The sequence below is a fragment of the Candidatus Bathyarchaeia archaeon genome (genome assembly GCA_035935655.1).
GTDB lineage: Archaea > Thermoproteota > Bathyarchaeia > 40CM-2-53-6 > 40CM-2-53-6 > 40CM-2-53-6.
The window spans coordinates 172,399-198,458 of the sequence record DASYWW010000040.1; the positions used below are offsets into that span (position 1 = coordinate 172,399).

At 51.7% G+C, this 26,060-nt stretch carries 29 protein-coding genes and 2 tRNA genes; 11 read left to right on the forward strand and 20 right to left on the reverse strand.

What is annotated here, in order from left to right; genetic code table 11:
- The first annotated feature begins 84 nt into the window (after window positions 1-84).
- Together VGS11_08560 and VGS11_08565 are read left to right on the forward strand one after the other, a co-directional pair.
- Window positions 85-1,596 carry an ATP-binding protein gene (locus tag VGS11_08560; protein ID HEV2120137.1) on the forward strand — a complete coding sequence of 504 codons (1,512 nt, stop codon included), beginning with the start codon at window positions 85-87 and terminating at the stop codon, window positions 1,594-1,596.
- Window positions 1,597-1,599: 3 nt separating this feature from the next.
- On the forward strand, window positions 1,600-2,190 hold the full coding sequence (locus VGS11_08565; protein ID HEV2120138.1) for a GMP synthase subunit A: 591 nt from the start codon (window positions 1,600-1,602) through the stop codon (window positions 2,188-2,190).
- Between the two features lie 25 nt (window positions 2,191-2,215).
- Here VGS11_08565 and VGS11_08570 read toward each other — a convergent pair whose 3' ends face one another.
- The 3 genes from VGS11_08570 to VGS11_08580 form a co-directional block, all read right to left on the reverse strand.
- Window positions 2,216-2,512: a hypothetical protein gene (locus VGS11_08570; GenBank protein ID HEV2120139.1), complete on the reverse strand. Its 297-nt coding sequence runs from the start codon at window positions 2,510-2,512 to the stop codon at window positions 2,216-2,218.
- Between the two features lie 72 nt (window positions 2,513-2,584).
- Window positions 2,585-5,386: an AAA family ATPase gene (locus VGS11_08575; protein ID HEV2120140.1), complete on the reverse strand. Its 2,802-nt coding sequence runs from the start codon at window positions 5,384-5,386 to the stop codon at window positions 2,585-2,587.
- Window positions 5,387-5,393: 7 nt separating this feature from the next.
- Entirely contained in the window at window positions 5,394-6,251 is an 858-nt protein-coding gene (locus tag VGS11_08580; GenBank protein HEV2120141.1) for a hypothetical protein, read from the reverse strand.
- 191 nt (window positions 6,252-6,442) lie between these two features.
- Here VGS11_08580 and VGS11_08585 point away from each other — a divergent pair, with 191 nt between their 5' ends.
- Window positions 6,443-7,045, forward strand: coding sequence for a hypothetical protein (locus VGS11_08585; protein ID HEV2120142.1), 603 nt, complete (start codon window positions 6,443-6,445; stop codon window positions 7,043-7,045).
- Window positions 7,046-7,277: 232 nt separating this feature from the next.
- Here VGS11_08585 and VGS11_08590 read toward each other — a convergent pair whose 3' ends face one another.
- Both VGS11_08590 and VGS11_08595 read right to left on the reverse strand, forming a co-directional pair.
- Window positions 7,278-7,973, reverse strand: coding sequence for a hypothetical protein (locus tag VGS11_08590; GenBank protein HEV2120143.1), 696 nt, complete (start codon window positions 7,971-7,973; stop codon window positions 7,278-7,280).
- Window positions 7,974-8,049: 76 nt separating this feature from the next.
- A complete protein-coding gene (locus VGS11_08595) occupies window positions 8,050-8,196 on the reverse strand; it encodes a hypothetical protein (protein HEV2120144.1) in 147 nt (48 codons plus the stop codon).
- 108 nt (window positions 8,197-8,304) lie between these two features.
- On the opposite strand from VGS11_08595, the gene VGS11_08600 reads away from it, so the two are divergent.
- From VGS11_08600 to VGS11_08610, 3 genes are all read left to right on the forward strand, one after another.
- Window positions 8,305-8,380 (forward strand) — tRNA-Arg (locus tag VGS11_08600).
- Window positions 8,381-8,482: 102 nt separating this feature from the next.
- Window positions 8,483-8,752: a hypothetical protein gene (locus tag VGS11_08605; GenBank protein ID HEV2120145.1), complete on the forward strand. Its 270-nt coding sequence runs from the start codon at window positions 8,483-8,485 to the stop codon at window positions 8,750-8,752.
- An 84-nt stretch (window positions 8,753-8,836) separates the two neighbouring features.
- On the forward strand, window positions 8,837-9,139 hold the full coding sequence (locus VGS11_08610; protein HEV2120146.1) for a hypothetical protein: 303 nt from the start codon (window positions 8,837-8,839) through the stop codon (window positions 9,137-9,139).
- Here VGS11_08610 and rimI (VGS11_08615) read toward each other — a convergent pair.
- Window positions 9,136-9,603: a ribosomal protein S18-alanine N-acetyltransferase gene (gene rimI, locus VGS11_08615; GenBank protein ID HEV2120147.1), complete on the reverse strand. Its 468-nt coding sequence runs from the start codon at window positions 9,601-9,603 to the stop codon at window positions 9,136-9,138. The genes VGS11_08610 and rimI (VGS11_08615) overlap by 4 nt on opposite strands.
- A 1-nt stretch (window position 9,604) precedes the next feature.
- A complete protein-coding gene (lysS, locus tag VGS11_08620; GenBank protein ID HEV2120148.1) occupies window positions 9,605-11,224 on the reverse strand; it encodes a lysine--tRNA ligase in 1,620 nt (539 codons plus the stop codon).
- A gap of 119 nt (window positions 11,225-11,343) precedes the next feature.
- On the opposite strand from lysS, the gene VGS11_08625 reads away from it, so the two are divergent.
- Window positions 11,344-12,321 (forward strand): aldo/keto reductase, encoded by a 978-nt coding sequence (locus VGS11_08625; GenBank protein HEV2120149.1) that lies wholly within the window; start codon window positions 11,344-11,346, stop codon window positions 12,319-12,321.
- 28 nt (window positions 12,322-12,349) lie between these two features.
- Here VGS11_08625 and VGS11_08630 read toward each other — a convergent pair.
- The 5 genes from VGS11_08630 to VGS11_08650 form a co-directional block, all read right to left on the reverse strand.
- Window positions 12,350-12,478: transfer RNA gene (locus VGS11_08630), tRNA-Arg, on the reverse strand.
- A 104-nt stretch (window positions 12,479-12,582) separates the two neighbouring features.
- On the reverse strand, window positions 12,583-13,236 hold the full coding sequence (locus VGS11_08635; protein HEV2120150.1) for a B12-binding domain-containing protein: 654 nt from the start codon (window positions 13,234-13,236) through the stop codon (window positions 12,583-12,585).
- Entirely contained in the window at window positions 13,226-14,065 is an 840-nt protein-coding gene (locus VGS11_08640; GenBank protein ID HEV2120151.1) for a 3-hydroxyacyl-CoA dehydrogenase family protein, read from the reverse strand. The genes VGS11_08635 and VGS11_08640 overlap by 11 nt, the downstream gene beginning before the upstream one ends.
- 17 nt (window positions 14,066-14,082) lie before the next feature.
- A complete protein-coding gene (locus VGS11_08645) occupies window positions 14,083-14,781 on the reverse strand; it encodes a restriction endonuclease (protein HEV2120152.1) in 699 nt (232 codons plus the stop codon).
- A gap of 22 nt (window positions 14,782-14,803) precedes the next feature.
- Window positions 14,804-15,901, reverse strand: a complete 1,098-nt coding sequence (locus VGS11_08650; protein HEV2120153.1) for a site-2 protease family protein — start codon at window positions 15,899-15,901, stop codon at window positions 14,804-14,806.
- A gap of 224 nt (window positions 15,902-16,125) precedes the next feature.
- Between VGS11_08650 and rimI (VGS11_08655) the strand changes: the two genes are divergently transcribed.
- Entirely contained in the window at window positions 16,126-16,626 is a 501-nt protein-coding gene (gene rimI, locus VGS11_08655; protein HEV2120154.1) for a ribosomal protein S18-alanine N-acetyltransferase, read from the forward strand.
- A gap of 240 nt (window positions 16,627-16,866) precedes the next feature.
- Here rimI (VGS11_08655) and VGS11_08660 read toward each other — a convergent pair whose 3' ends face one another.
- Together VGS11_08660 and thsB are read right to left on the reverse strand one after the other, a co-directional pair.
- On the reverse strand, window positions 16,867-17,184 hold the full coding sequence (locus VGS11_08660; GenBank protein ID HEV2120155.1) for a DNA-directed RNA polymerase subunit K: 318 nt from the start codon (window positions 17,182-17,184) through the stop codon (window positions 16,867-16,869).
- On the reverse strand, window positions 17,156-18,808 hold the full coding sequence (gene thsB / locus VGS11_08665) for a thermosome subunit beta (protein HEV2120156.1): 1,653 nt from the start codon (window positions 18,806-18,808) through the stop codon (window positions 17,156-17,158). Before thsB ends, VGS11_08660 begins: the two co-directional genes overlap by 29 nt.
- Window positions 18,809-19,153: 345 nt before the next feature.
- Here thsB and VGS11_08670 point away from each other — a divergent pair, with 345 nt between their 5' ends.
- Complete coding sequence (locus VGS11_08670; GenBank protein ID HEV2120157.1) at window positions 19,154-20,275, forward strand: DegT/DnrJ/EryC1/StrS family aminotransferase; 1,122 nt, start codon at window positions 19,154-19,156, stop codon at window positions 20,273-20,275.
- Window positions 20,276-20,287: 12 nt separating this feature from the next.
- Here the strand turns inward: VGS11_08670 and VGS11_08675 are convergent, their stop codons facing one another.
- Window positions 20,288-21,601: a cyclic 2,3-diphosphoglycerate synthase gene (locus VGS11_08675; protein HEV2120158.1), complete on the reverse strand. Its 1,314-nt coding sequence runs from the start codon at window positions 21,599-21,601 to the stop codon at window positions 20,288-20,290.
- Window positions 21,602-21,672: 71 nt separating this feature from the next.
- On the opposite strand from VGS11_08675, the gene VGS11_08680 reads away from it, so the two are divergent.
- Window positions 21,673-22,059 (forward strand): cyclophilin-like fold protein, encoded by a 387-nt coding sequence (locus tag VGS11_08680; GenBank protein HEV2120159.1) that lies wholly within the window; start codon window positions 21,673-21,675, stop codon window positions 22,057-22,059.
- Here the strand turns inward: VGS11_08680 and VGS11_08685 are convergent.
- Window positions 22,056-22,361: a hypothetical protein gene (locus tag VGS11_08685; GenBank protein ID HEV2120160.1), complete on the reverse strand. Its 306-nt coding sequence runs from the start codon at window positions 22,359-22,361 to the stop codon at window positions 22,056-22,058. The two genes, VGS11_08680 and VGS11_08685, sit on opposite strands and share 4 nt — an antisense overlap.
- Window positions 22,362-22,484: 123 nt before the next feature.
- On the opposite strand from VGS11_08685, the gene VGS11_08690 reads away from it, so the two are divergent.
- Window positions 22,485-22,637 carry a ribbon-helix-helix domain-containing protein gene (locus tag VGS11_08690; protein ID HEV2120161.1) on the forward strand — a complete coding sequence of 51 codons (153 nt, stop codon included), beginning with the start codon at window positions 22,485-22,487 and terminating at the stop codon, window positions 22,635-22,637.
- On the opposite strand, the gene VGS11_08695 is transcribed toward VGS11_08690, so the two are convergent.
- The 4 genes from VGS11_08695 to cofE form a co-directional block, all read right to left on the reverse strand.
- On the reverse strand, window positions 22,634-23,410 hold the full coding sequence (locus VGS11_08695; GenBank protein ID HEV2120162.1) for an orotidine 5'-phosphate decarboxylase: 777 nt from the start codon (window positions 23,408-23,410) through the stop codon (window positions 22,634-22,636). The two genes, VGS11_08690 and VGS11_08695, sit on opposite strands and share 4 nt — an antisense overlap.
- Entirely contained in the window at window positions 23,407-24,471 is a 1,065-nt protein-coding gene (locus tag VGS11_08700; protein ID HEV2120163.1) for an inositol-3-phosphate synthase, read from the reverse strand. Before VGS11_08700 ends, VGS11_08695 begins: the two co-directional genes overlap by 4 nt.
- Before the next feature lie 56 nt (window positions 24,472-24,527).
- Window positions 24,528-25,214, reverse strand: coding sequence for a hypothetical protein (locus VGS11_08705; protein ID HEV2120164.1), 687 nt, complete (start codon window positions 25,212-25,214; stop codon window positions 24,528-24,530).
- A gap of 94 nt (window positions 25,215-25,308) precedes the next feature.
- On the reverse strand, window positions 25,309-26,058 hold the full coding sequence (gene cofE, locus VGS11_08710) for a coenzyme F420-0:L-glutamate ligase (GenBank protein ID HEV2120165.1): 750 nt from the start codon (window positions 26,056-26,058) through the stop codon (window positions 25,309-25,311).
- Window positions 26,059-26,060: the final 2 nt, after the last annotated feature.

The following is a 26,060-nucleotide window of genomic DNA, read 5'->3' on the forward strand; positions in this document are numbered from 1 at the left end:
GGGCGCTTCTGGAGCCGAATCGTCATACGGAACGACCTTGAGGATTCCAGAACTGCTGAGAACCCTGTAGCCCTCCAATCCTTCATGACGCATGAATTTGTGAAGAAGCAACTTGACATCTCGGCCCCTCTCATCCTCGATCTCAATCTTGTTGCCATCGACCTTGATCCTGCCTGGAATTTTTCGACTGGAGAAACTTGGTCGCAGCTTCAGCTTCCCCGGGTAGCATTTTCAGCTCTACAAGTACCATCTAACTGCCCTAGACAAGTCGTGGCCTATCGTCGCATTTTAGCCTGTTCAAGAGGCGAGAAGGAGGAGGGCACTGGTAGAACAGCCAAAAGAAGGAATAAATTGTCGCAGTCGGGTCTGGCCAAGATGGGCAAACGGTTGTCGGTGGCGGTTCAAGGGTTCCACCCTTCAAGCTTCTTGTCCGAAGAGACCGCAAGGCTGCGCGAACTCGCCCAAGACAAGAAAGTCATCTCGGCAGTATCAGGAGGCGTCGACAGCACCGTCGCTACACTGGTCGCGAGAGAAGCTCTCGGCGACAAACTCCTACCGATCATGATGGACACAGGCTTTCTCCGGGCTGGGGAACCTGAAAGTGTCAAAGAAAGATTGGCAAAGTCTCCTACTTCTCTGAAACTGCGATTGATCCATGCTAGCGGTCGATTCCTATCCTCCGTCAAGGGAGAAACAACCGCGGAAGAAAAGAGGAAAAAGTTCAGAGAGACATTCTACCAAGTTCTCAAAGAAGAAGCCGAGAAAGAAGACTGCGAGTACATTCTTCAGGGGACCATTGCTCCTGACTGGATTGAGACGCAGGGCGGTATCAAGACCCAACACAATATCCTGGAACAAGTGGGAATAGATCCTTCGACAACCTACGGTTTCAAGATCATCGAACCTCTGGCAGACCTCTACAAGGATCAGGTGAGAGCGCTCGGACGCCATCTGAATCTTCCAAGCGAGCTGTCAGAGAGACAGCCGTTCCCTGGTCCAGGGCTTCTTGTCAGATGCATTGGAAACGTAACTAAGGAAAAGGTTCGAGTGCTTAAAGAGGCAACAAGAATAGTTGAGACAGCGCTAGCTCCCTTCAACTACGAGCAGTACTTTTCAGCCGTAATCGAGAACAGGTTCGCTAGGGAGCCCTCGACTAAAACACTCTCAGGGGCGGCAGGTGATGCCCTTGGACTTCCAAAGTCCGAGATCCAGGCCGAGGTTTTTGAAGACCGAGTGACTGGAGTGAAGGGCGACCAAAGATGCTACGGACTACTGGCCGGGGTCAAACTCTCAGAAGAATCCCGCGAAACCTACGGCTGGCTCCAAGATCGACTTCGACTGCTCCAAGCTGGACTCGTGGAAAGATTTCCGGACGTCACTAGGGTCGCGTTGCTCGTCAAGGAGCGAAGAGGTGGAGGACCCTTTTCTATGATCGTCAGAGCTGTTTCGACCAGGGACTTCATGACCGCCGCAGTCTCCCCTGCACCGTGGAAAATCCTCAAAGACATCGCCCAGGAGATCCTGAAAGGAGAAGACGTCAGCCGAGTCTACTACGATATTACGCCCAAACCACCCGGAACCATCGAGTTCGAATAGCAAATGACCACAATACCAGTCGTTTACGTCAAAGGCCAATACAATCATTTGATTGTCCGAAACCTCAAGGAGCTGGGAGTGGAATCCAAGCTACAGCCACCCTCTATTCCCCTCGAACAACTCGAAGCGATGCACCCAGACGCGCTCGTTATGGGCGGTGGCCCGCAAAGCGTAAGATCTCCTGATCAGCTCACGGGAGAGTTGGCCGATGCTGCTCGACTGATAAGACAAGTCAAACTCCCAATGCTGTGCATCTGCGTTACCCACCAGCTACTTGCCACGGCTTTCGGTGGAGTCACTGAAGCTGCTCGGAAGCCTGAGTTCGGTCCAGTCGAAATCTCGGTATTAGAAGATGGTCGGATTCTCGAGGGATTAGGGCCGCGTTTTACCGCGTGGGAGTCGCACAACGACGAAGTGGTGAAGGCCCCCGAGGACTTCCAGGTTATGGCAAGATCGAGCAACTGCGCCGTTGAAGCTATCAGACACAATAGTAGAGACGTCTATGGAGTCCAGTTCCACCCGGAAGTATCGCACACAACGAAAGGGGTAGACTTGTTCAAGAACTTCCTACAAATCGTCGAAGAGGACAAGTAAGCTTAGCCCCGCTGCTCGCAGATACTCATTCGAAGGGAGCTGGTATATTCCTAAGCTGCCAGGTGACCTCGCCTTTCACGGTATCGATCCAGATGAGGAACGCCCTACCTGTCGGCCTTTGCGATCGATACGAGTTCAGATCCGCAACAAGCTTAGGATCGACGAGAGCCTCGGCAGACGCTCCTTCACCGGTGTTTGGATCGACGAGTTCGAAGCTCAGCCTAGTCATTCCTTCCTCGGGAATCGCTGAGTATCGTAATACATGGAATCCTCGGCCGTCTAGACTCAGAAGGACTGGCTTTTCGGCAGGATCAATGGTCAAGCCAAAACCAAATTCGCTGTCCCAGGCAGGTGTAATAGAGTCTTCTCGTCGACTCCTAGGTTGTGGGAACGACTAGGCCCCTGCGCTTCCAACGGGTCGCGATGAACCGAGTCCCATGTCCACTACTGACTCTCTCTCGATGAGAGATGTTCGGATCTTTTTCGCCAGGTCTTCGGCGTTCGTCGAGAAGAGAATCGGCCATCCGTCGGGGGCGTTCGCGATTGGGTGAACGATGATTCCTTCATCCTGAATCATCTTCATCTCGTCGGAAGCGTTCTTGAAATTGGACTCAGGCACCAGTAAATCGGTGACCTTGATCTTCTCAGCCTTCAGAATGCCCACCAGCTTCCCGGCCTCTCTGCCTCTTCCACCGAGCCCGCCTACGGGGCCAACGTCCATTTTGAGTCCTATCGTTCCGGTCATCACTCTCGACTGTGGGATCGGGATTCCCGACAGTTCTGAGACTAGCGCGTTCAGCATCGCGTAGCCCGCGCTTGGACCCGACACTCCCTGGCCGGGGGCGCCTTCAAGAATGGATCGTATCTGGAACGCTACGTGGAACCTTGAGAGGTTCGCCCGAGCTTTCAGCCACAGCCATGACCTGACGGCCTCGACAGCATTGGTTGCGCTTTGTATCACGGAATCGTCGGGAACGAAGCTCTGTCCGAGCATCATCGAGCTTGCTTGGCCAGTAACCGACACGTGCCTCTCCCCAGCATTGATGGGTCTGACCGTGCACTGAATAGTCAGGATACCTCCACTTCCCCTATCACTCGTGTAGAGACCATACGTGACTCCAGGTATCGCTTGGGAGAGAATCAAGGCCTCCGCGATTTCTCTATGCTCTTTATCTTCCAAGGATTCAAGGCTTGAGATCGCACGCTGGAAGTGGAAGAGTCGTATCTTGTAGTTGTCTTGGTTCACCTGGTCAGGGGTGAGGGGAGTCCCTTCGTTTTTGTAGATCGCTAGTAACTGGTCGAGCCGGTCGAGATCGTCTTGATACCTGAGCGAGATGGCCTGAAGAGAGGTTTCCTTGCCCTTAGCCTGGGCGACCTCTCGAGCCGCAGCAACTTCCGATGCCCACATTCGATGAGCCTCAGAGACTGTCTCCGCAGCACCTCTTGGGCTGAGAATTCGCTGTCGCCGGAACATCTTGGTGATCTTTGCGGCGTCGACTTCCGAGTGTAGGTATCTGCTGAACTTTCTCAGGTGTATTCCGACGACTTCGTTCCATTCGCTGTCGTTTTGTGGTGGGTGGACGTAGTAGATGTTGGGTTCGAACCTGTCACGGGTGGCCTGGTCGATCAGTTGTTCTTTGTTTGAGGTTGCGATGACAACAACTCTGTCCTCTGGTCTCAGTTCACTCAGCTCTGCTTTTACTTGGGCGAGGATTTTGTTGCTCGAGGGGTCTCCTCCCCAGAAGATTGCGTCCGCTTCGTCCAGCAGCAGTATGCAGGGACTCTTCTGTCGCACCAGTGAAAAGAGATCCTTGACCCTTTTCTCGGGGTCACCCATGTAGTTCGCCCCGCTCATGAGTTCGCCGCCTCTGACCTTGATGAATCCCACGTTGTTCTCCGCGGCAGCTACCATCGCCAGCAGAGTCTTGCCCGTGCCCGGTGGACCCATCAGGAAGAATCGCGGGTTGGACTGGTGTCCCAGCTCGGCCATTGAGGGATTGAAGGCAAGTGCGATATGGTTGAGAATCTTGTTCTTGACATCGTGTAGGCCTCCAACATCTTCTCGGTTCACCTTGGGTTTGCTCACGTAAACGGCGTCCGTCACTTCTTGCGACTTTTCTTGCTCTGAGTATAGCTTGATGTTTCTTGCCGCCACGACGAAGTCATCAATCTTCACAGATATTTTTGGTCTCTCGATGTTCGCGTAAAGGTTTCGACTATCTCTGAACTTCTCCCTCAGTGGTGCTTCCTTGGATTTCCTAACCTCACGAAAGATTTCCTGAATGTCGCTAGGCGTGAGTGAGGCTCTCCGTCTCATAGTAACTTCCCTCTCCATCAAGTCGAGGAGGTCCTCCGCCTTCAGTCCTGTCCATGCTTCTCGTTTTATCGAGTCCTCAACAACGGCAAGAAGCATTTCTCGGGTTACTCCATCGTTAAGACTGACCTTGGTCAACCGCCGCCGTATGTCTTCTCGAATTTTCTCATAGGCATTTGTCGCGACGACAACAAGCGTCCGGGTTTTTCCGCTAACTATCTTGTCGAGCCATCGGTTAAGCTCGTCTTGCAGCCTTGTATCCTCTATTTCCGCACCAGTTTCTCCCCTCACTTTTCTACCGAAGCTTTGGAATTCGTCGATGTAGACTACTGACGGGACCGAACTCGCATAGTCCAAGAATCGACCTAGTTGCCGGGTGCTCTTTCCGTAGAACTCTGAATATACATCTGAGCCTTTCAGAATGACGGGTGTGACTAACACGCCGCTTCGATAGCCCTCCAGAAGCATTTGTCTCAACGCGACCATGGTGAGAAACGTTTTTCCTGTTCCGCTATCACCGGCGAGGCAGATTGCCTTTGGGAGCTCTTCGCGGCCGAAGTACTTTGCAAGCATCGGATGTCTTAGAACGTGCAGTCTGAAGGAATCCATTAGAATGTTGAACTCCTTGTCTCGCCCGATGAGGTTTGCTGGCGAAAATTTCTCCGGCGGATACTCTCTGTCTAGGCGCTCTTGAATTTTCTTGAAACGTCGGGGCGATACCCTGGCCTTGCTCCATCTGGAGTAGGACTTGTCTACCGACTTCAGTGGAATGACGAACAATCGCCTGAACCATGGTTGTCTGTCCCACCATGGTCTTACGGACCCGAAGAGGAATTCTGACAATTGATCGTCGTTTGACGCGACTCTTCTTTTCGATGCCACTCTTGGATCAGTCCTCCATGATGGGTTTGAGGTCGAGGATACGATCGAGGCCTTCCCTTGCAAGATAGACTAATGTTCCCAGGGCTGCAGCGAAGAATATGGAGAAGAAATCAACGAGTGATATGAGGTTCAAGTTGACAAAGAAGAGATACTGTGCAATTAGGAGAACTAATACCTCGCCGATCATTATTGCCAGACTGATCGCAAAACCTGCGATGAGGGCGCGGAAAGCAACCTCAGTCCAAAGATAGATCTTGTTCCCTCTATCCAGCGGAGGCAAATGCCCTTCAATTCTCCTCCGCTCATCTTCGAATTTTATCCATCGGTACCCAACGAACGCGAATTGTACTCCTAGAATTGAGTAGAGTATTTTTATCCAAAAGGGAAATGCTCCCCCGAACTGTGATACCCAGCCATAGAAGGACGACCAACCTAGGGGCGTGCTTGGCCCTGGTGATGGCGCTACTTGGAATGACGCGAAAACGGTAAGGTTGAGATCACCACCCGAGATGAAATAGGAGGTGTACTGGGTTTTCGACCCTGAGGACGGGTCGCTGATGAGAATGTTGGTCGTGTAGGGCGCTTGATACGATAACAAGAGGTCGACTGTGTAAAGCTGGGTCGAATTGGTGGTGAGCGTGAAGTTGCGCGCGGGATACACATTATTCGACAGTTTCGCCGCCGTGAGGTTTCCGCGAATAACTACAGATTTTATCGAGGGTTGGTTTGAGGTGATGATCAAACTGTTACCGGAATATAGATTCACGTTCTCTATTGGATTCATCGTAGCCGAGTAGACTGGGAGAATGAGCACTGCGATTGCCATCACAATGAGGACAGCTATCACACCACTCGGTTTTTTCAACTAACGAGTCAACCTCTGAAGTTCCAGCTCGGGCAACTACCGCGCGACCATAGAATCGCGTACCGCAACGTGAGGGCTGTTCGAGGAATAGACTAAGCGTCCGTAACTCTGAGAGAAACTATGCGGTTACAGAGTCCATTGGTTTTTTAACAAGGCCGAGAACGGTCAACAGACGCTTCGGGAACATAGAATTGTCTGAACAATACCATAGACTCTTCCTAAGGTGGGAGGTTCTCCGTGGTTGGATTCCAGCAATTATTTTCGCCGCGATCTGCGTTGGGATGGAACTCTTGTTCTTCTATAACGCACTGAACACCGGCTTCGTAGACAAGGCAGTGTCTATTCCCATTGGCTCATGGAATGTGCCCATTTCCATTGCGCTTAGCCTCTCACTCGCAAATGCCCTTGTGGTGGTTACCCTCTGGATGAACGTATTCGAAAGCACGGCCTACGTTAGGGCAGGATCAGACAAGCAAGTTCGAAGAATATTGTATCCTCTCCGAATGATCAGGACAGCGGCATTGGTGCTGGCTCCTTTTGCGATCATCCTGTTCGCACCGTATATCGTCGAGGCAAATTGGTTCGTAAACACCGCCTCATCCATTCAACAATTCAAGCAGACATCAGAGTCGTTCTACAGTTGGGCGTTCAGCGTCTCGCAGATTGACGGTGCCACGCGGTTCATAATATCCCAGATAGTGGCTGCCTGGGGCGCGCTAATAGTCGCAGGACTACAGCTTTGGCGCGTAAAAGGCACCAAGAACATAGTAAGAGCGTTTCGACGGCGCAAGTAGGACTGCATAGAGTCAAGTTGATTGTCATGTGGATTGTCCGCGCATCGCGATCTTAATTATAGAGGCGAGCGCTAAACCTCCTACCTTGGCCTCCGCCCGTGAGAAACTCTTCTGGAGCAGTCTGTGGATATATTCCTTAGCCACGGGTTTGGCGAGCATGATCTTCATGGCTTGGGCGTTCTACGTCGAAACAACCGGACGGGGCGCGCTGTTCATAGAACCTAACAGAATGCTAGCCGCGGGGGAGCTTGCCACTGTCGCTTCGGGGATGCTGGCCCTTTTCATCCTCTTTCTTCGAAGCCTCGGCCGCTCCGAGTGACTCCTCACTTTCGAATTTCAACCGGAAAATATCCGCCAACACGGGTTTTAGCCTACTAGAGTATCCCCTTGGAAAGCTAGCTACGAGCAAAGCGTTCTCCGTTCTCAAAAAGAGCCGGCTTTTGATGAGTCTTACCTCCGACAGATCATCATATTCAATCTTGATATCATCCTTTCCAACGATGGTCAATTCGTTCTCCCGACTGATCTTGTTTCGCATTCTCTGTGTAAGAAACTCTTGCAGAGAGAATCCTGTAATCCCTCCCATCAAAGCTCCCACAATGAAGAGAATCTCAAGTCCGACCACCGCCAGGACAAGGGCGAGGATGACGGTCACGCCAACCGAACTTAGCCGCTTGAGTACTAGCTTGGAATCCAGAAAAACGAACTGGTATATGCTTGCCCGCACAACTCCTCTGTCGATCAATAGTTTGATGCCGGCAGACTCGGGCTGAGTTTCCAGCCCTCGAGACGCTTTGGTGAACAGCCCGAGAATTATGTTCAGAGCAGCAACGGGAAGGCCAAATAGAAGGCTGCTCGGATACGAAGCTCCATAAACGAGGGCCAATGCAAGCAGGGCACCTCCGGCAACAAGAACGTTCTTTCGCAACTCGTCTCACTTAACGAAGGGAAATTCGTCCTGATTAGTCTCTGGACCCCGTGCTCGGATCCACAGTACTCGAGGCTCACCGAGACGAGGCTAGTTTCGTCATGTACTTCTTTACAAGTTCTTCGAACATTTTTTGCACGATTTCGGGTGAAGGACCCGCAACTTCTACCTCGTAGTTCCCTTTTTTCACCCTGAGCTTCCAGGAATTGGTTTGGTCAGGCATACCCTTCTAAAAGAAATCCATCCGCTATTAACCATTCCATATTTGCCTAGGACGAGACGCGTTGTCCAACTTAACGCTGATAAGGTGATGATTTAATTGAGGTGCTCGGGGCCGGTAGTCGAGCCAGGACCAAGACGGCGGCCTGCGGAGCCGCAAATCGTGGGTTCGAATCCCACCCGGCCCGCTTTCTAGCTCGAACCGGGTCGGGGAACCGAGGTAACAATCGGAACTTATCGACCATCTCCCAAGGCTACCGAGAATTGGGACGAGAAGGGGAGTTGCAGATGTGACCAAACTGCCGGTTACGACTCGAATTGGGGTGAGGAGAATAGTAATCGAGGTGAACCGAGACTTGACCGTAGAGCAAATTCAGATGCTGGATGAGACCCTGAAAAAGCTCGGCCTGAAAAGCACAACGAAAGTTACCCTCCATGATCAACAGCCCCACAGGGTTCGCTCGCCGCGAGCGTCTCACCTTAACAGGCTTCCAGCCCACGGCAAGTACTCAAATGACCCACCAACCGAGGTTCAGGGCACGCAGAGCGCCTCATCCTGAACATATTTTTGTTAACGTCCAGGTATTTTGGGTAAACTGTTAAATTCTCGTCGAGATTGCAATTACTATTCATAGCTACCCAGTATGACCGCACAAGCGTCTCGGTCCAGTTACGTCAAGACCGACCAGTTCCGACGAAGTAGACGGGACAGAACTGCGGCCGATCTCAAACACAAATTCATACAAACCGTAGGTGATGAAATGTTCAAGGAACTGGAAATGATTGCCGACGAAAAGGGGATACGGGTTCAGACTCTGCTTAGAGCAGTAATAATTCCTGAATGGGCTCAAAGAGAGAGGCTGTCAAGGGACCGTGGTTGGACGCTGGTGAGCACTCAAGACTCGCGCGCAGAGAAACGTAGCGTAGACCGGCCTGCGAAAGTCTAGCTCTCCACCAAGGCTTCCTTGACGGGTATCTTCTCCATGCTGAGGGCGTCTTCACCATCCGCGTAGTATCCCTCAGTTACTCCGGTTTTTGCGAACCCCATTTTCGTGTAGAGCCTGATTGCGGCCATGTTGCCTTGACGAACCTCCAGTCTCAGAGGCCTATCCTTTGAAAGTCGTTTTTCGAGTTCCCGAAGCAACGCCTCTCCTAGACCTTTCCGTCTACTCTCGGGAACTACGGCGACTGAAATCAGATGATCGTGGTCCTCCCAGCGATCAACCACGGCATACCCTAGTATCGCCTCGTTCTGGGTGCTGACGAGAAAAGTATCTGGATTGTCTCGCGCAAGTTCAGAGAGGAAGTAGGATGGATAGGGATCCGTGAAGCTTGCTTGTTCCAGGGCTGAAATTTGTTCAATGTCCTCTTGTCTCACCGGTCGGATTTCGTGTTTCGCGATTGCGAGCAATCTATTCCTGTCCCTTCGAGGATCGTGCTGCGGCGGTTAGGGCGGCTGCAACGTTTTCCCTTCCCATAGCGAGGATGTACGGTCCTAGTCGGGGCCCGGAATCCGCTCCGATCAGTATCCGATACAAGGTCTTGAAGAACGGGCCGGTTTCTAGCCCATGTTTTTTTGCAATGGTGAATACCGAGTTTTGCAAATAGACCTCGTCATTGCTGGCGTTCATTATTCCCGCTAATTCGAGGACCGCGTCTCTCTCCCTACCCTCGATGTGCACCTCTCTGGTTGAGATGACATCGATGTTCCGTGCCCAATTGGTCGCTCTCTCCAATCTTGCCAGGAAGTCAGGGTCCGTTGGGTTAACTTTGTAGCCGTAGCCAGCGAGTTTCTCCCGAACAAACTCTGTCTCCTTGCCCTTGGGAGCGACTTTGGCGAGGTAGACCAGCAGGTTGTTTGGGATGTGAGTTACCGGTGCGGCTGGGGGTTTCATGTTCCAGCAGTATTCATACAGTCCCCTAAGCTTCGCAAGCTCTTTCGGATCTCTCACCAGTTTTCGGCCGAAGTACACGTCCTCTAGCTCATCCAACTCGGCGATGTACATCGGTATGTCCTTGACCCAAACGTGTCTGGAACCAACGCTCCTCTTGAACATTAACAGAAGCAAGGATTGAGGAGGCCCGTACCTTAGCCAGAGCTGGGGAGCTATGACGTTTCCGACCGATTTTGAAATCTTAGATCCTGTCTTGTCGACAAAATGCTCGTACCTGGTGTGGAAGGGAGCAGGCTCGCCTAGGATCTCTTCCATCACGCGATCGTTTGCCTTTACTGCCTCTATCAGGTCTTTTCCGTAGCCTTCGTAGTTAACTTTGAGTGCGGACCATCTAGCTGCGAACTCCACCTTCCAGCTGAGCTTTCCATCTCCACTTCTAACATCAACTTCACCGCGGTAACCGCAGCCCAGGAGGGTTTCGGCTCTGAGTTTCGTTCCTTCACAAATGTACTTGACGATATGTCGCTCAGGAATATACTCAACGGCTCTTGTCGTGTAGATTCGGCCACAATTCTTGCAAACGGGGAAGTACGGTAGAACTTCGGTGTATTTCTCCTGGCCCATGGTTTCCTTGATGATCAGTCCGACTTTTGTCGCGTTGCGGAGAATCTTGTCGATTTGTTCATTGAACAAACCGTCCTTGTAGGATTTGGTCCCGGATACTGCGCGATATTGTATTCCAGTCTTGTCCAGAGAATCGAGCACAAGCGAACTCATGTGACTCCCATAGCTATCATGGCAACCGAACGGGTCTGGAATGCTGGAGACAGGAAATCCAATGTATTTTGATAATGATTTTGGAAACCCTGCCGGGACCTTCCTCAGCCCATCCTTGTCATCTGAGAAGGCGATGAGTTCCGTCCGGACCCCGATGTTCTCCAGGGCCATCTTGACCCCGTGAGCTCTCGCGAAATCTCCAAAATTCCCTATGTGAGGTATGCCCGATGCGCCTAGCCCGCTCTCAACTCGCAAAGAATCTATCCTGCGTCCGAGCTTCCTTTCCCGCTCGACGATGTCGGCTGCGACCTTGTCGAGCCAGGTTCCTCTTCCGATGATCTGCGGAGATTCGAGGATCAAGGGGTTCGCACGACATTATGTCATGAGTGGTTCATAAAGAATGACGAAGGCGTGTTCGACCGTAATTCATCCACCGGAACATATTAATTACAACGGTCGATTTTCGCCAGTGCTGACGTATGGACTACCGAAGACTCGGGTCTGCGGGACTCAAACTGAGCGAACTCTCACTTGGATCCTGGGTGACATACGGTGGGCAGGTTGGCGAAGAAGTTGCCGTAAAGTGCATGTCAATCGCCTACGATAATGGTGTGAATTTTTTCGATAGCGCGGAGGCCTATGCTGACGGGAAGGCCGAGATCGTCCTGGGAAACGTGTTCAAGAAACTCGGATGGCCCCGCGAGAGCCTGGTCGTCTCTAGCAAGGTCTTCTGGGGAGGCGATGGACCCAATGACAAAGGATTGTCTCACAAGCACATCTTTGAGGCCTGCCGCAAGTCTCTCAAACGATTGCAACTGGATTATCTCGATCTCTTCTTTTGCCATCGCCCTGACCCGAACACTCCGATTGAGGAAACCGTTCGTGCTATGGATGATCTTGTTCATCAAGAAAAGATACTCTACTGGGGAACCTCCGAGTGGGAGGCCGCGGACATCATGCGCGCACATGCCCTGGCTCGAGAATACGGACTGACTCCTCCCCAGATGGAACAGCCACAGTACAATATGCTGCACCGGGAACGCGTAGAGAAAGAGTATCTGCCGCTGTATCGAGAAATAGGCCTAGGCACTACGATTTGGAGCCCTCTTGCTTCGGGACTCCTCAGCGGAAAGTACGCCAAAGGCATACCCCCAGGTTCTCGTGCGACACTCTCAGGGTACGAGTGGCTCCGGAAGAACGTCATTACCGCTCAGAACATCGAAAAGGCCAAGCAGCTTGAAGCAATTGCTCTCGACCTTGGTTGCACCGCGGCTCAGCTTGCAATCGCTTGGTGCCTGAAGAATCCCAACGTGAGCACCGTAATCACGGGTGCCAGTCGACCTGAACAGGTGACTGAGAACATGAAGGCCATCGATGTCGACCAAAAACTTGACTCGGGTGTCTTGGAACAAATAGATGACATTCTGGATAACAAGCCGCAAGAACCCTCTGACTGAGAAACCTTGAATTTGTTGAATATCTAGGCGGGACCGGTGGGATTCGAACCCACGATCTTCGGGTCTCTCCACTTTCTCGGTGCCGGAGCCCGATGTCCTATCCTGGTTATCCTCACGGGGCAGTCTCTTCCTTCCCCGTGATCTAGACTACGGTCCCGTATCGCGTTTTCCGGGGATGAGCATCATAAAAACTAGCGATGGAAACTTAATGATAGTCGAAACCAGCGGCTTGGCTGGCTCTGGTATTACGGATTGCGAAGGCTAGACCTTTGCTATCAGAATCTCGGCGATCCTGCTGAAAGCGCCGAACGAATCTGATTCTACAGCCGTGAACTTCTGGCCAGCCACACCACCCGTGCCCCTGCCATAGGCGATCACACGTAACTTTCCGCCCGTGTCTTCTATCAGAGTATTCGCGTCAATCAGCTTCTTTGCCGCCATCTCGGTTATCAGCGGCACCGCTAGGATGTCGGGTTTGTGGCGTTTGACCTTGCTAGCGACCTGTTCGGGTGAAAGATCGGTTCCTCCGTCTATGGCTGTGAAGCCTCCGATTTCGAGCATCGTTAGAAGAAGGGTTCTGTCGAAACTGTGAGGATCGCCCAGGAGAGAGCCTACCATGACTCGTCCCTTAGTCTTCTTCTGGTCGATCTTGATCTTCGGTCTAATGGCCGCAAGTGATTTTTCTGCTGCATTCTCACATTTTTCCACTTCGGCCCCAGAATAGCGCTCCATTTCGTGAAGGTCGGAGACTATGTTCATGGCGTCCGATATGGTGTCCACCACGTCGTTGGCGCTACCGCTTTTTGCCACGATCTCTACCGCAACTCTGGCAGCATTTTCATGGTCGCCTTTCAGAATCATGTCGGTGAGTTGCTTCGCCCCATCGGTGATTTGGGCCTGTTCTTCAGTAGTCATAGAAGCCCCTCTTTGTTTTCCTTCCCAGCTTTCCTTCTATGACCATCTGTTCCAGAAGAGGCGTTGGCGAAAAGGTTTCGCCGAATTCAGTTTCTAGAACCTTCAGAGTGGAGAGTACGACATCGATTCCAATGAAGTCCGCAAGTTGTAAGGGCCCCATGGGATGATTTGTTCCTAGCAGGAATGCCTTGTCAATGTCGTCGCGAGTTGCGACTTTTTCTTCGAGAAGCTTAACGCTTTCGTTGATGAATGGCATAAGGGCCCGGTTCACTATGAACCCTGTTTTGTCGGCTGATTGGACCACGGTCTTGCCGAGGGTTTCTACAAAAGATGTTGCCGCTCTGACTGCGTCTTGAGATGTGCGTTCGCCTTTGATCAGCTCGACTAGTTTCATTGTAGGTACCGGGTTGAAGAAGTGCAGTCCTAGGACCCTTTCAGGTCTTTTTGTGGCAGAGGCAATCTTGCTGATGCTTATTGACGATGTGTTCGAGGCTAGAATCGTGTTTTTTGGGCAGACCTTGTCGAGGGTCGAGAATACCTCTTCTTTGATTCGGGGATCTTCGAAGACGGCCTCCACGACTAAGTCTGCGTTGTTACACGCTTTCGCGAAGTCTACGCTCCCCTTCACCTTGGCGTGGATTTGAGACGCTTGGTCCTTGTTGATGTGCCCACGGCTGAGGTTCCTTTGTACATAGTCGTCGACACGTTTCATTCCCTCGTCGAGGAGCTTCTTGTCTTGCTCGATCACGGTGACGGTGTGTCCAGATGCGGCGGAGGAGTAGGCTATGCCTGAGCCCATTGTGCCTGCTCCGACGACGACGATGTTCATGAGTATCTTGACCGTTGTTAGCTGGATTGACTCATAGGGTTTTCCACGGTAGCAGGGGTCGAGGCGATGAATGGAAGATCTTCGTCGTAGGGGGTTACGGCGCTCAAGAAGTTCGGAAATCTATCCGCCGAGACGAGTATTGCGTCAGCAGACAGTTGAGTAGGGGGTTCGCGCAGTGTCAGGATGACGGGTAGCGCTTGCAGTCCCGTGTTTCTGTCAGTCATCCTATTCGTTAGTGTCGCAAGGAGATGCAAAATGGCATGCCGTTGGTGGCTCGCCGGCATTTTGAATCGTGAGAGATGTCCTGGGGTGTTCCAGTGCTTACAATCGATCGCGAGAACCAATTCTCCTCGTAACCCAACTACATCGATCTGCCAGGCACGCCCTTCGCCTTTGACTCTTACATTCCTCTTCGCTTCAAACCCCGCTTCCTTGAGGCATTCTTCGGTAAGCTTTTCGAACTCTTGCCAGGTGAGAACATTGGCGGCGTCTCTCAGCCTTCCAGAACGAGCGACATCGAGGGCAAGCTGGATTCGAAGTCTAGGGTTCAGAGAAACCCAAGCGTTGTCAGCTTCGTCAAGGGCTGTCGTTAAGGTGCGCTTTGCGAATGATTCAGAGACTTTGGCGCTCGATGCGATATCCACCAGTTCGAGTCTGTTCGTAGCCTTACTCAGTTTGAGAGTCTCGGTGAGAACTCGGAGGGTCTCCTCTTTCATGGGAGGACGCATCGTGAATCTTCTAGAACGGAGAGAAGGCGAACGTCAATAGTAACATGGCAAGACCTAGGACGTAGAGCATTTTTCTCGAGTTGCTGACTGGGCTGATGTCGTCGAGAGGTTCTACTCCCGCGAATCCTCGGCGCGAGAAGATCATGAAAGCGAGGACTAGAAACGCGAATGGATAGTATCTTCCTGCTATGAGCACTAGCAGCCCGATTACGGTTGCTGTGCGGTGTCCTCCTTCACCGAAAACCGATCGCGAAATGTGACCTCCGTCGAGTTGCCACATAGGAACCAGATTCAGGAAGGTGAGCAGGGCTCCGATTTGAGCAGCAAACGCAAGTTGTGAGTTAACAAGGATCACACCTCCTGTTACCGGCCGGAGAAACGTGGCTAGGCTGCCCACGATAATAGTGAGAGCGGGTTGCTGGAAAGGCCACGAACTCCAATCTACGCTTTGGACGCCGTATTGCTGTGCTTGCGGGAGCTGAGAAGGAGAGAGATAGATACCGAATACCACGCTCAAAACAATTACCGCTACCGTCACAATGAAGCCAACTAATGGGCCACTCAGCCCTAAGTCGAAGAGTTGATCTCGGTTTGCAGGAGGCGATCTTAGCGAGATGACCGCGCCAAATGTTCCAATCGGCGGAAAGCCAGGAACAAAGTATGGTAGAGTAGCATCCATCTTGTGATGCATCGCAGCGGCTTTATGCCCGAATTCGTGAAGGCCGATTATTGCCAGCAATCCCGCAACAAACGCAACCGCCTCAACGTAGATGTTTGAGTTTGGTTCTATTGTCTGAATGAAACCTTGCTGGAGCTGGCCCAGCCAGAGAAGGTAGCCCGATACAAATACCGTTATGATGGTCGCCGCAAAGAGCGCGAGGTTGATGGTCCGCCGAGGCGGCTTCATCTTTGGTTTCTGGAATACTTTGATGGTTAGAATTTCCTCTGATCCTCTCGAACCCCTAATGGCAGCGATTAGTCCTTGCTGACTCAGCTGCTCGAGTAAAAGCTTGAACTTCTCTTTAGCTGGCTCGCGGACGACTTGGACAGTTGGAATGCCGTAGGGATCTATGAACGCGTCTTTGACTTTGAACTCTGTCGCGACCATGGTCTTGATAGAATCCAGCGAGGGCCCGGAATAAGACCCGAAACTATTTTGAGTTCCCGGCAAAGGAGTCGGCGTTTGGGGCGCGTCACTCACTCAAGAGTCGCCTGTCTTTCGCGGCTCGCTCCGTTCTGAGCGATTTAAACGTGTTGTCAAACTCATAGAAATTATCGAATTCGACGACAAGATATTATACATCAAGATTCCCAATTATCTTAGGTAGAGAGTTGCTCGAAGCGCCGTACCTGTTGCGTCCGTTCCGCCCGGACGATCTCTCATCGGTTATCGAGATCAACAGGGTCTGTCTTCCCGAGAATTACAGTCCGTACTTTTTCATGGAAGTTTACAAGAGCTGTCCCGAAGCGTTCATTATCGCAGAAAAAGAACGAAACGTGGCAGGCTACATCATGTGTAGACTCGAGTTTGGCTTTTCGGATGTTCGCAGGTTCCGAATGGTCCGAAAGGGACATGTCGTCTCTGTCGCTGTGATGCCTGATTTCAGGCGGCAAGGAATCGGGAAAGAACTCGTTCTGGCAGCGATGAAGGCTTTGGAGTTGCACGGTGCGGAGGAATGTTTCTTGGAGGTTAGGACCGCCAACGAGGACGCGGTACGGCTATACAAGAACATGGGATTCGAGACCGCCAGAGTGGCGACGCACTATTACCATGATGGCGCTGATGCTTATGTCATGAGCATCAAACTGCCTCATAACCCGATCGTCAACTAGTCGAACTGTCAGTCTTTCTTCTAACCTTCGCTAGGAACGGGCCGATAATCAGAACCGCCGTCGGTAAATAGACGAACGCGATGTTGAAGGAGATCGCGAAAGGGTTCGCGTTTAACAGGTTGGCCACGCCCGCAACCAGAGACAGTATTAGCATTGCTACGAGAGCGACTCTCCATGAGAATTTCTCGTCCTCGGCGTTTACTCCCGTGACGGGGGCCGGTTCTGGAGATGGCTGGATGGTTACTCGTCTTCCTTCTTTGACCGGGGCTTCTTCTCCTCAACAGGATGGAGAAGCCATTTCAACGGAATGTTCTGGCTTGTCCCGTCAGGCAGCGCTCGGCGTATGCTGATGGGGAGAACACCTTCTTCCAGCTCTAGAAGAGCAACATCAATCGGCGACAGCCGATCCTGTTTCAGGTCGAGAAGAACCGGGGCGCCCATTGATATTTGGAGGGCCCTAGCCCCTACTACTCTCGCTTTCTCGAAGCGTGTGAGTTTTGGGGGTCCGATCTCGATGCTGTCGGGCTCTCTAGTAATCGCTGCTTCCCTCGTCGTCACCCTCGTCCTTTCCCTTCGGACCGCCCTGACCACCAGGGCTAGATTTTGCAGCAGCGATCACATCGTCGATTTTGAGTATCATGCCCGCTGCCTCAGCCGCCGATTTTATCACCTGGACTTTTACTCCAAGGGGTTCAAGAATGCCTCGTTCCTTGAGGTCGGCGACTTTGGACTCGTTCACGTCCACCCCGGCCCAGAGCTGTCCTTTCTCATGAGCAACTCGGAGCTGGACGAGGATGTCGATCGGGTCGAGACCTGCATTTTCAGCCAGGGCAGTCGGAAGCGTTTCGAGGGCCTCGCCAAAGGCTATGACTGCCAACTGTTCTTTTCCGGAAAGTTTCTGTGCGTACTCTCTGAGGCTCCTGGCAACTTCGGCTTCAGGGGCCCCTCCACCTCCAACGACTCGTGGATCCATCACGACGTCGCGCACAACGCATAGTGCATCGTGGATTGCTCTTTCGGCTTCATCAACGAGTCTCTCACTTCCACCACGCACGAGGATCGTAACAGCCTTGGGGTTCTTGCTTCCTTCCACGAACGTCATCTTATCGTCTGCAACTTTTCGTTCTTCGACTAATTTTGCGAATCCCAGATCTGCGGGACTTAGATCGTCAACGTTGCTGACGACTTTTCCTCCGGTTGCTTTGACGAGCTTCTCCATGTCAGATTGTTTTACGCGTCTGACTGCTAGTATCCCCTTCTTCGCGAGGTAGTGTTGGGCGACATCGTCTATTCCTTTCTCGCAGAGTAGAACGTTAGCTCCCGAGCTCGAGATCTTGTCTGTCATATCCTTGAGCATTTTTTCCTCCTCGTCGAGAAATGCCTTCATTTGCTCTGGATTCTCAATGTTGATCTTTGCGTCAAACTCTGTCTTCTCCACCTCTAGGGGTGCGTCTACTAGGGCGATCTTTGCATCTTCCACTCTCTTGGGCATGCCGGGGTGAACGATTTCCTTGTCGAGAACTATTCCTTTGATGAGTGCCGTGTCGGTCAACGACTCGCCTGGCTTCTTCTCCACTTTTACATCGTCAATGTCTACTTTGTATCCGTCGGCTGTTTTTTCAGCGACTTGGAGGATCGCGTTTACCGCGAGCTCCGCCATTGCCTCCTTGTCTTCCGCGAGGATTTTGCTCGCGAGAGAGACCTCGGCTACTCTTCTAAGGGTCGCCTTGTCAGTCGGATCGATTTTGATGGCGATTTGGTCGAGCACTTCTAATGCTCGGTTCGAAGCTTGCCTATAACCGTCAACTATGACCGTTGGATGAATTCCCTGATCCAGCAGTCCTTCGGCTTTCTTGAGCAGTTCTCCTGCTACAACGACAGAGGTTGTTGTTCCATCCCCAACTTCATCGTCCTGTGTCTTTGCAACTTCCACCATCATTTTTGCGGCAGGGTGTTGTACTTCCATCTCGTCGAGAATCGTAGCTCCATCGTTTGTGATCGTAACATCTCCGAATCCATCTACTAGCATCTTGTCCATCCCTTTCGGCCCGAGTGAGGATCGGACAGATTCGGCGATTATTTTTGCGGCCATGATATTCGCTTTCAGCGCGTCCTGGCCGCGGCTTCTCGAAGTCCCTTCTCTAAGAATTATTACCTGCTGACCTGCTAGTTCTGCTGACAATTTCTTGTTATCCCCAAGTCTCGTCGGGCGAGAGATTTCGCGTGCAATATAAAATTTATCAAGCGCTAGGGCTCCGAAACTGGAAGCAAACATGACCTAGACGGGTTATGAGGCGCTAATTCCGTATTATCGACTCATTTCTGACGATTTGCCCGTTTCCAGACTCCACCAAGTCTTGGATTGAGATCAAGGTCGTAATGCTTTGACGTTACCATCTGTTCCTGCACGACCGTTTTCCATTTTGCGATTTCTAATCGAGACAAACCTGCTCCGAGACCTGATTTTGGGCCAACTCTTTTAGGCACCAGGCCGCACGATGCTGAAAACCGGAGCCAAGCTAAACAATTGCGGGAATTGATCAGGATCAACCAACCATTTCTTGGAAAGGAAGAGATCGATGCAGCTGTTGAAGTCTTACGCAGTGGAATCCTGACCGACAAGAGCGGGATGGGGCCTCGGGTTCTAGAGTTTGAAAGAAGCTTCGCAAAGTTCGTCGGAGCAAAGCATGCCGTAGCCGTAGTGAACGGAACAGCGGCGCTACACGCGTCGTTACTGGCCGGGGATGTTGGTCCCGGTGATGAAGTAATTCTTCCCTCATTCACCTTTGTCGGGGCTGCCAACGCTGTCGTGCTCACCGGCGCGACCCCAGTTTTCGCTGACATCGACAAAGACACGTATTGTCTCAGGACTGAAAGTGTCGAGGAGTGTGTTTCACGAAAGACGAAGGCGATAATTCCAACGGATCTCTATGGCCTCCCCTCCGACATTTCTGGGGTAACCAGCCTGGCACATGGGAAGGACATTGTTGTAATTGAGGACGCGGCCCAGGCTCACGGTGCCCAGCTTGACGGAAAGAAAGTCGGCTCTATTGCTGACATGACCTGTTTCAGTTTCTACGCCGGCAAGAATATTACGACTGGAGAAGGAGGAATGGTCACGACGAACGATGATGGGTATGCTCAGGCTCTGAGAATGGTTCGTTCTCATGGGGAACAACGTCCCTACTGGACCGTCAGACCGGGTCACAATTACCACATGACCGAGATCGCGGCAGCGATCGGCTACGCGCAGCTGAAGAAGCTACCTTCTTTCCTTGAAAAGAGAAGAAAGAATGCTGAGCTAACTACTGAGAAATTGAACATGACCGGCAAACTACTCTTGCCTAAGGAACCTGACGGTCGGAGGCACAGCTGGTATCTGTACACCGTTCGCTTGAGAGGTGTGAACGCGGCGAAACGAAACAAGATTGTAGATAAGTTGTGGAACAAGAACATCGAAGCGGGAGTATACTATTCCTCACCCGTGCATTCTACGCCGCTTTATCGGGACTCGAATATTGCTCGGAGAGGGCGATTGCCTGAGACTGAGAAGGCGTCGAGACAGGTGTTCTCTCTTCCCGTTCACCCGAGACTTGGAGAGACCGAGATCGACTATGTGGCCGAGACGCTCCGGAAGACGATCGCCTAGCTGTTAGATAATCTAGATAATCCCTTTTGTGCGGAGGACGTCCTTGATTCCCGGCCTGGTCTGCTCCTTAAGCTCGTAACCCACTCTAGCCGTGGGTTTGGGGAACTTCATGATTCTCCTAATATCGGCAGGAGTCGCGATTATGATGGTATCACAGTCTACCTTAGCGATGGTCGCTTCCATGTCGCGTACTTGCCGGTTTCCGTATCCGACTGTAGGCAGAACCTCGGTGACATGAGTGTATTTCTTGAAGATATCTTTCACAATTCCGACGGCATACATTCGGGGATCAACGATTTCTTTAGCGTGGAAGGATTTCGCAGCTATGTATCCGACTCCATAGGCCATGTCGCCATGAGTTACGGTTGGACCATCCTCTATGACAAGGACTCGTTTCCCTCTTACCAGCTCAGGCTTGTCTACTGTAACTTCTGAAGCTGCCTTGATCACAATGGCCGTTGGGTTCAATGCTTTCAGATTTGATTCTACCAGCTGTATTTTTTTCGGTTCCGCGACGTTGACCTTGTTGATGATTCCGACATTAGCGATCCGAACGTTGACCTCGCTGGGATAGTGTGTCAATTCGTCGCCAGCGCGTAGTGGATCTAGGACGGCGAAGTGGACGTTTGGCTGGATGAAGGGTATGTCGTTATTTCCTCCATCCCAGAGTATTATGTCAGCTTCCTTCTCAGCCGATCTCAGAATCTGTTCGTAGTCTATGCCCGCGTACACGACGAACCCGTGTTCAATATGCGGCTCGTACTCCTCTCTTTCCTCGATTGAGCAGTCTGCTTTGTCTAGATCTTCGAATGATGCGAATCTCTGCACTCCCTCCCTGGTGAGGTCGCCATAGGGCATGGGATGTCGAATTACCACAACTTTCTTGCCCGCATCTCGAAGAGTTAGCGAGATCTTTCTCGAGACGGTACTCTTTCCAGCTCCGGTCCGGACTGCGCCAACCGAAACCACTGGCAATCTCGAGCTAAGCATGGTGTTCCTTGGGCCAAGCAACTCGAAGTCCGCTCCTGCGGCGAGTGCGGAAGACGCGATGTGCATCACATCCCCGTAGGACAAGTCACTGTACGACAATATTGCTAGGTCGGCCTTCAATTCCTTGATAAGGCGAGCAAGTTCTTTCTCTGCAAATATTGGGATTCCGTTGGGGTATCTCGGTCCCGCAAGCTCTGGCGGATAGGTTCTTCCCTCTATTCCGGGGATCTGGGCGGCTGTGAACGCGACTACTTCATGATCGGGCGAGTTCCGGAAGACCATGTTGAAGTTATGGAAATCCCTTCCCGCCGCTCCAATTATGATTACTCGTTTCATGTGTGGGCTCGTTCGTCGGCGGTCCGCCCTGAGCGAGCTATATAACTTGGTTCACGTGGAGGCCGACAGTCTTGTCCCAAGGATCTGCATCAGAGGTATCGCGACCCAAAGTCGCGTTTTCGATCGAAGGACTAGGGGATGCTCAGGGGGAGTTCTTCAGGTTCGCCGCCCCTCGGACATCTGACGCTCTGCTGCGCAATCTTCCTGTTAATGGTAGGGCGGTGAGGTACGGGGAAGAGATCTACTTCCAAGTCACAGTGAAGGCCCCAAGCGAGAAGCCCCGCAGTAATATGGAAGTTGGATCGATAGGCTATTGGCCGCAGGGCGATGCAGTTTGTGTCTTCTATGGTCCAACTCGGCCCTACGGTCCGGTTAATCTGCTAGGCAGAATAACAGCTGGCCTTGAACTGTTTAGGCAGGTGAAGGAGGGCACTGTTATTACGATAAGGAAGGTTTAGGCCGCTGCTGGCTGGTAGATTCTGATCCGCGCGTTCCCGCCGACAAGCCTTACGAGCCTTTTCTTCTCAAGGTCCTCCAAAAGATCCTTGGCCACGCTAAGTCTGAGATTGAACTGCGACGCTATTGAGAAGGGTGTGATTGCACCCATTTTCTGGACTTCAGCTAGGAACTTTGGGTCAGAAAGGTCTGGGCTCTGCAATCCTCTTGGCCTCTTTTCCACAACTGTCTTCGCCTTTCCCTTTTTCGATCCAGGTTCATCTTTCTTGTCAGTCTGATCCTGGGTTCTTTCCATCTGTGCCATGCTTTTCTTCTTGGCGCCGCCCATGAACCGTCAAAGTGTTCCTATGGTTTGGTGGATAAATACGTTATCGGAAAACTGGGGAAACCCTTATTCGCTTTATGGTTCAGTGAGCCCTGCGTTGCTTTGAGGCTCGTAACCGTTAAGCTTCCTGAGAAACTCATAGACGATGTCGACCAGTTGGTCAAGGCTGGAATCTATCACAGTAGGAGCGATGCTATACGGGCGGCGGTCCGGGATCTACTGCGACGTGAATTGTGGCAGCCGGGTCAGACCTAGTCGTCTTGGACAGACGCCCTCGCAAATTCCTCTGCTGCCTTTCCGGGGTTCGGTGCTTTCGTGATTGATCTCCCGATTATGAAATAGTCTGTCCCTGCCTTTAGGGATCGGGCTATTTCTCCTCCTTGAGTTCCAACTCCAGGCGAGAATATCGGGACGTTCGCGGCAAGTATTTCTTTAGCTCTTCTGACAATGCTGGGGCGGGTCGCGCCAACTACGGCGCCATCGGCATCCCATTCGACTGCTTTCTCGGCGAAGATTTCGAACTCTGGTCTCGCCCTTTTGGATCTCCCACTCATCACTTTCTGTCCGTATCCCTCAGAGGCTCCTGGATGGCTCATGTACACGAGAGCTAGGAGCCCCATCCCTCCTTCATGGGCGAACTTGAAGGTACTCTCTAGTCCTCCTCTCCATCCAGCGAATGGATTAACAGTTATCGCGTTGAATCCAAAATTGAGATAGGTTCGTGTTATCGCAACGTTCGTCTCGTCAATGTCGTTGAGTTTGTCGTCTATTATCGTCGCGAGTTTGTAGCCGTGTATTGTCCTGAGGAGCCGAGACGCCCTCTCGGGGCCAATACTAAGAATTGTCTGACGTCCAAGCTTTACCGCACATATCGACTGGCGGGTTTGTTTGACCAGTTTGGCTGCTCGGTCAACGAGCTCCGGAGGTCGGGCGTTATGGACATCGATGGCAAGAACTACTCTGCTCTTGTTCGATCGTGAGGCTTGGAGGATTCGGTCTTTGAATTGTTTATGGCTATTCTGCCTCAATTCGGCGTTGGACCCTTCGGGATCCAGCCTATCTCATCGTTAAGGTTTGCTAGAGGGACGCGTTTTGGAGGTGCTTTGAACCCGTAGGACGAGATCGCGTTCAGTGCTCCGGTCTGACCTTTTTCTGCTGCCAGTCTTACCATCCGTATCACGTCAGTCAGAATGCCCGCGCACGCTGGCCCATCCTCGAGGGAGATTCGCATGTCGAGTGTAAAGTCTGTCCCTGCGAAGTACTCGCCTTTGATCCAAAAGTAGCTTGTCCGACGGTTCTCCATGAAATCCACGAAATCGGATGACCCTGCCACGATCGGGAACTTGTAGGGCACCGCGGCAGCTACGGCTGCGGTCTTTATCCCTCGTTTAATCTCGTACCTTTTCTTGTCGAGGGCTAGCTGCGACTCTGTTCCGCCGCCAATGTCGAGTTGGTATGTTTCGCCAATCTGAGTGCCCCTGTCGACTAGAAGGGATAAGAGATTCTTGTGGAGGATTGTTGAGCCGATCTGGTCCATGATGTCATCACCGACGAGGATGGCTCCCTTCTTCCTGTACTTGGCTTGCCACGCCTGGTTCGAGGCTATCTTGGCGGGCGTAGCATTGATGAAATCGCTGCCTGCTTGCAATGCCGCTTGGGCATACATTTCGCTGGCCTTAGATGCGCCTGTTGGGGTAAGGTTGACCAACACATGGGTCTTCGTATCTTCCAGAACCTTGCTAATGTTGGATGGGTTCGTGTTGCTTCGCTGGACCTTGTCGCCCGCGATCGAAGATATTCCGTCTAGCGGCTGGGCCATATGGACTTTGACTCGTGTCTGGCCCACTTGAACGATTTTTCTTGTGTTGTTAGGTTCTCCGTAGATTGCTTCTGAGAGGTCTTTCCCAACTTTTCTCGCATCGATGTCGAATGCGGCGACGAACTTGATGTCTGATACTTTGAAGGGACCGATTTTCTCGTTCATGAGTCCGACTCTCTTCAGGGAAGTGCGGTAGAATTCTATTCCTTGGACTAGGCTTGATGCGCAATTTCCAATTCCGGCGATGGCGACTCTAATTTCTCTTGTCAAGAGGATATCCTTAGGGCCGTGAGAGTGTCGATTGCTGAAAAGTCTTTGGCCCGAGTCTATTTTGGAAAGAGTGGAAAGTCCATGACGTCTATGATCTTTGTGTAGAAGTATTTTGCATCAGTGGCGGCGTTCGTGAATTCCAGCTTTTCACCGTGTGGCTTTGCTGCCAGGTATTTGAGAAAGGGTCCTGATGGTGGAGCTGCGGTCGACGTGTAGAAGAAGATTGGAAGGGCGTCGGAATCGTAATAGTGTTCGAATGGTATGCAGTTGCCCAATATGTGTCTCTCTCCTCTGCGGAAGTGCCACAGAGGGAACACATTGCCGTCTCGCATCGAAAGAGTGAGTAGAACTCTTGCCAAAGATTTCGTGTCTTGGAGCTCTGTCATAACAGGATCAGGGGCGTCTGGAAATTCGCCTTCGATACTCTTTACAAAAGCATCCGGAAGGTTTTTTACGTCAATTACTGATGCGTACTTGAACCGGGTGTCGTCGGCTTCATCCGAGAACTGCCATTCCTCTCCCTTAGGGGAATCACTCTTGTATGCGAGGAACGGTTTGCTCACGTCGAAATCCGCTTCGGTGTAGGCTAGAATTGGAATGTCTCCGTCCCAGTACATGTACGCGGTAAAAAATGCCAGAATGTTCCTTGAGTCGTGTTTGAAGCTCCAAATCATTTGCGATCCTTCTGTCAGGCCAAGTGCTAGTCGAGCGAAATTCTGGATGTCTCGTACGCGGACTGGCATAGGGGGCTTGATTGGCTCCATTGTCAAATCTTGATCGTCTCTTCAGCGAGTTCTTGGTGGCATTAAGACTTGGCAGGTGGGACGTACCGTGGTTCTATCTGAAAAGATCCATTTCTTCGGGTCTGAGAAGGTCCCTGCTCGTGCCTTTGCCCCGTTTGATTTTGTATCCTCTTATTAGAGCGACTGGGACTTTGTCGGCTTTGTTCATTACTAGCTCTCCGGCGCATGCTAGTTCGTCTGCAACCGCAATCTCGGTCACGTGAAGTGTGTGTCGATACATGTCCTTGGTTCCCTTGTAATCGTGGATTGGCTTCATTCCTGAGATTCCTATGGCGAAGTTGACCTGGCCCATTCTCCATGCTCGGCCAAATGTGTCGGTTATGATGACAGCTATCGTTTTTCCGGTGAGTTTTCGGATTGTCTTGGCGATGCGGTCAGCGGAGAAGTCAGGATTTAGCGGTAGAAGTGTGATTGTGTCTTTTCCTTTTCCAACGTTTGAGGCGTCAACGCCAGCGTTTGCGCAGATGAATCCGTGTCTTGTTTCGGTGATCAAATGTCCGGCCTTCATTCTTATGATCTTTCGAGTTTCTCGAAGGATAACTTCGACGTGGCGAGGGTCTTTACCTGCTTCTTTGGCAACGTAAGATGCGAAAAGTGAGGGGGTTACCTTGGAGAGGTTAACCACGCGGCCCTCGGCCTTTGATACAACTTTCTGGGAGATGACCGTGATATCGCCTTGTTGAAATTCCTCTCCCTGATCTTTCAGCCGGGTGACAATGATCTCGCCTAAATTGTTGCCAGCCTCAATGTCTGGGATTCCTTTCACCGGGATTATCGTAAGCAAGG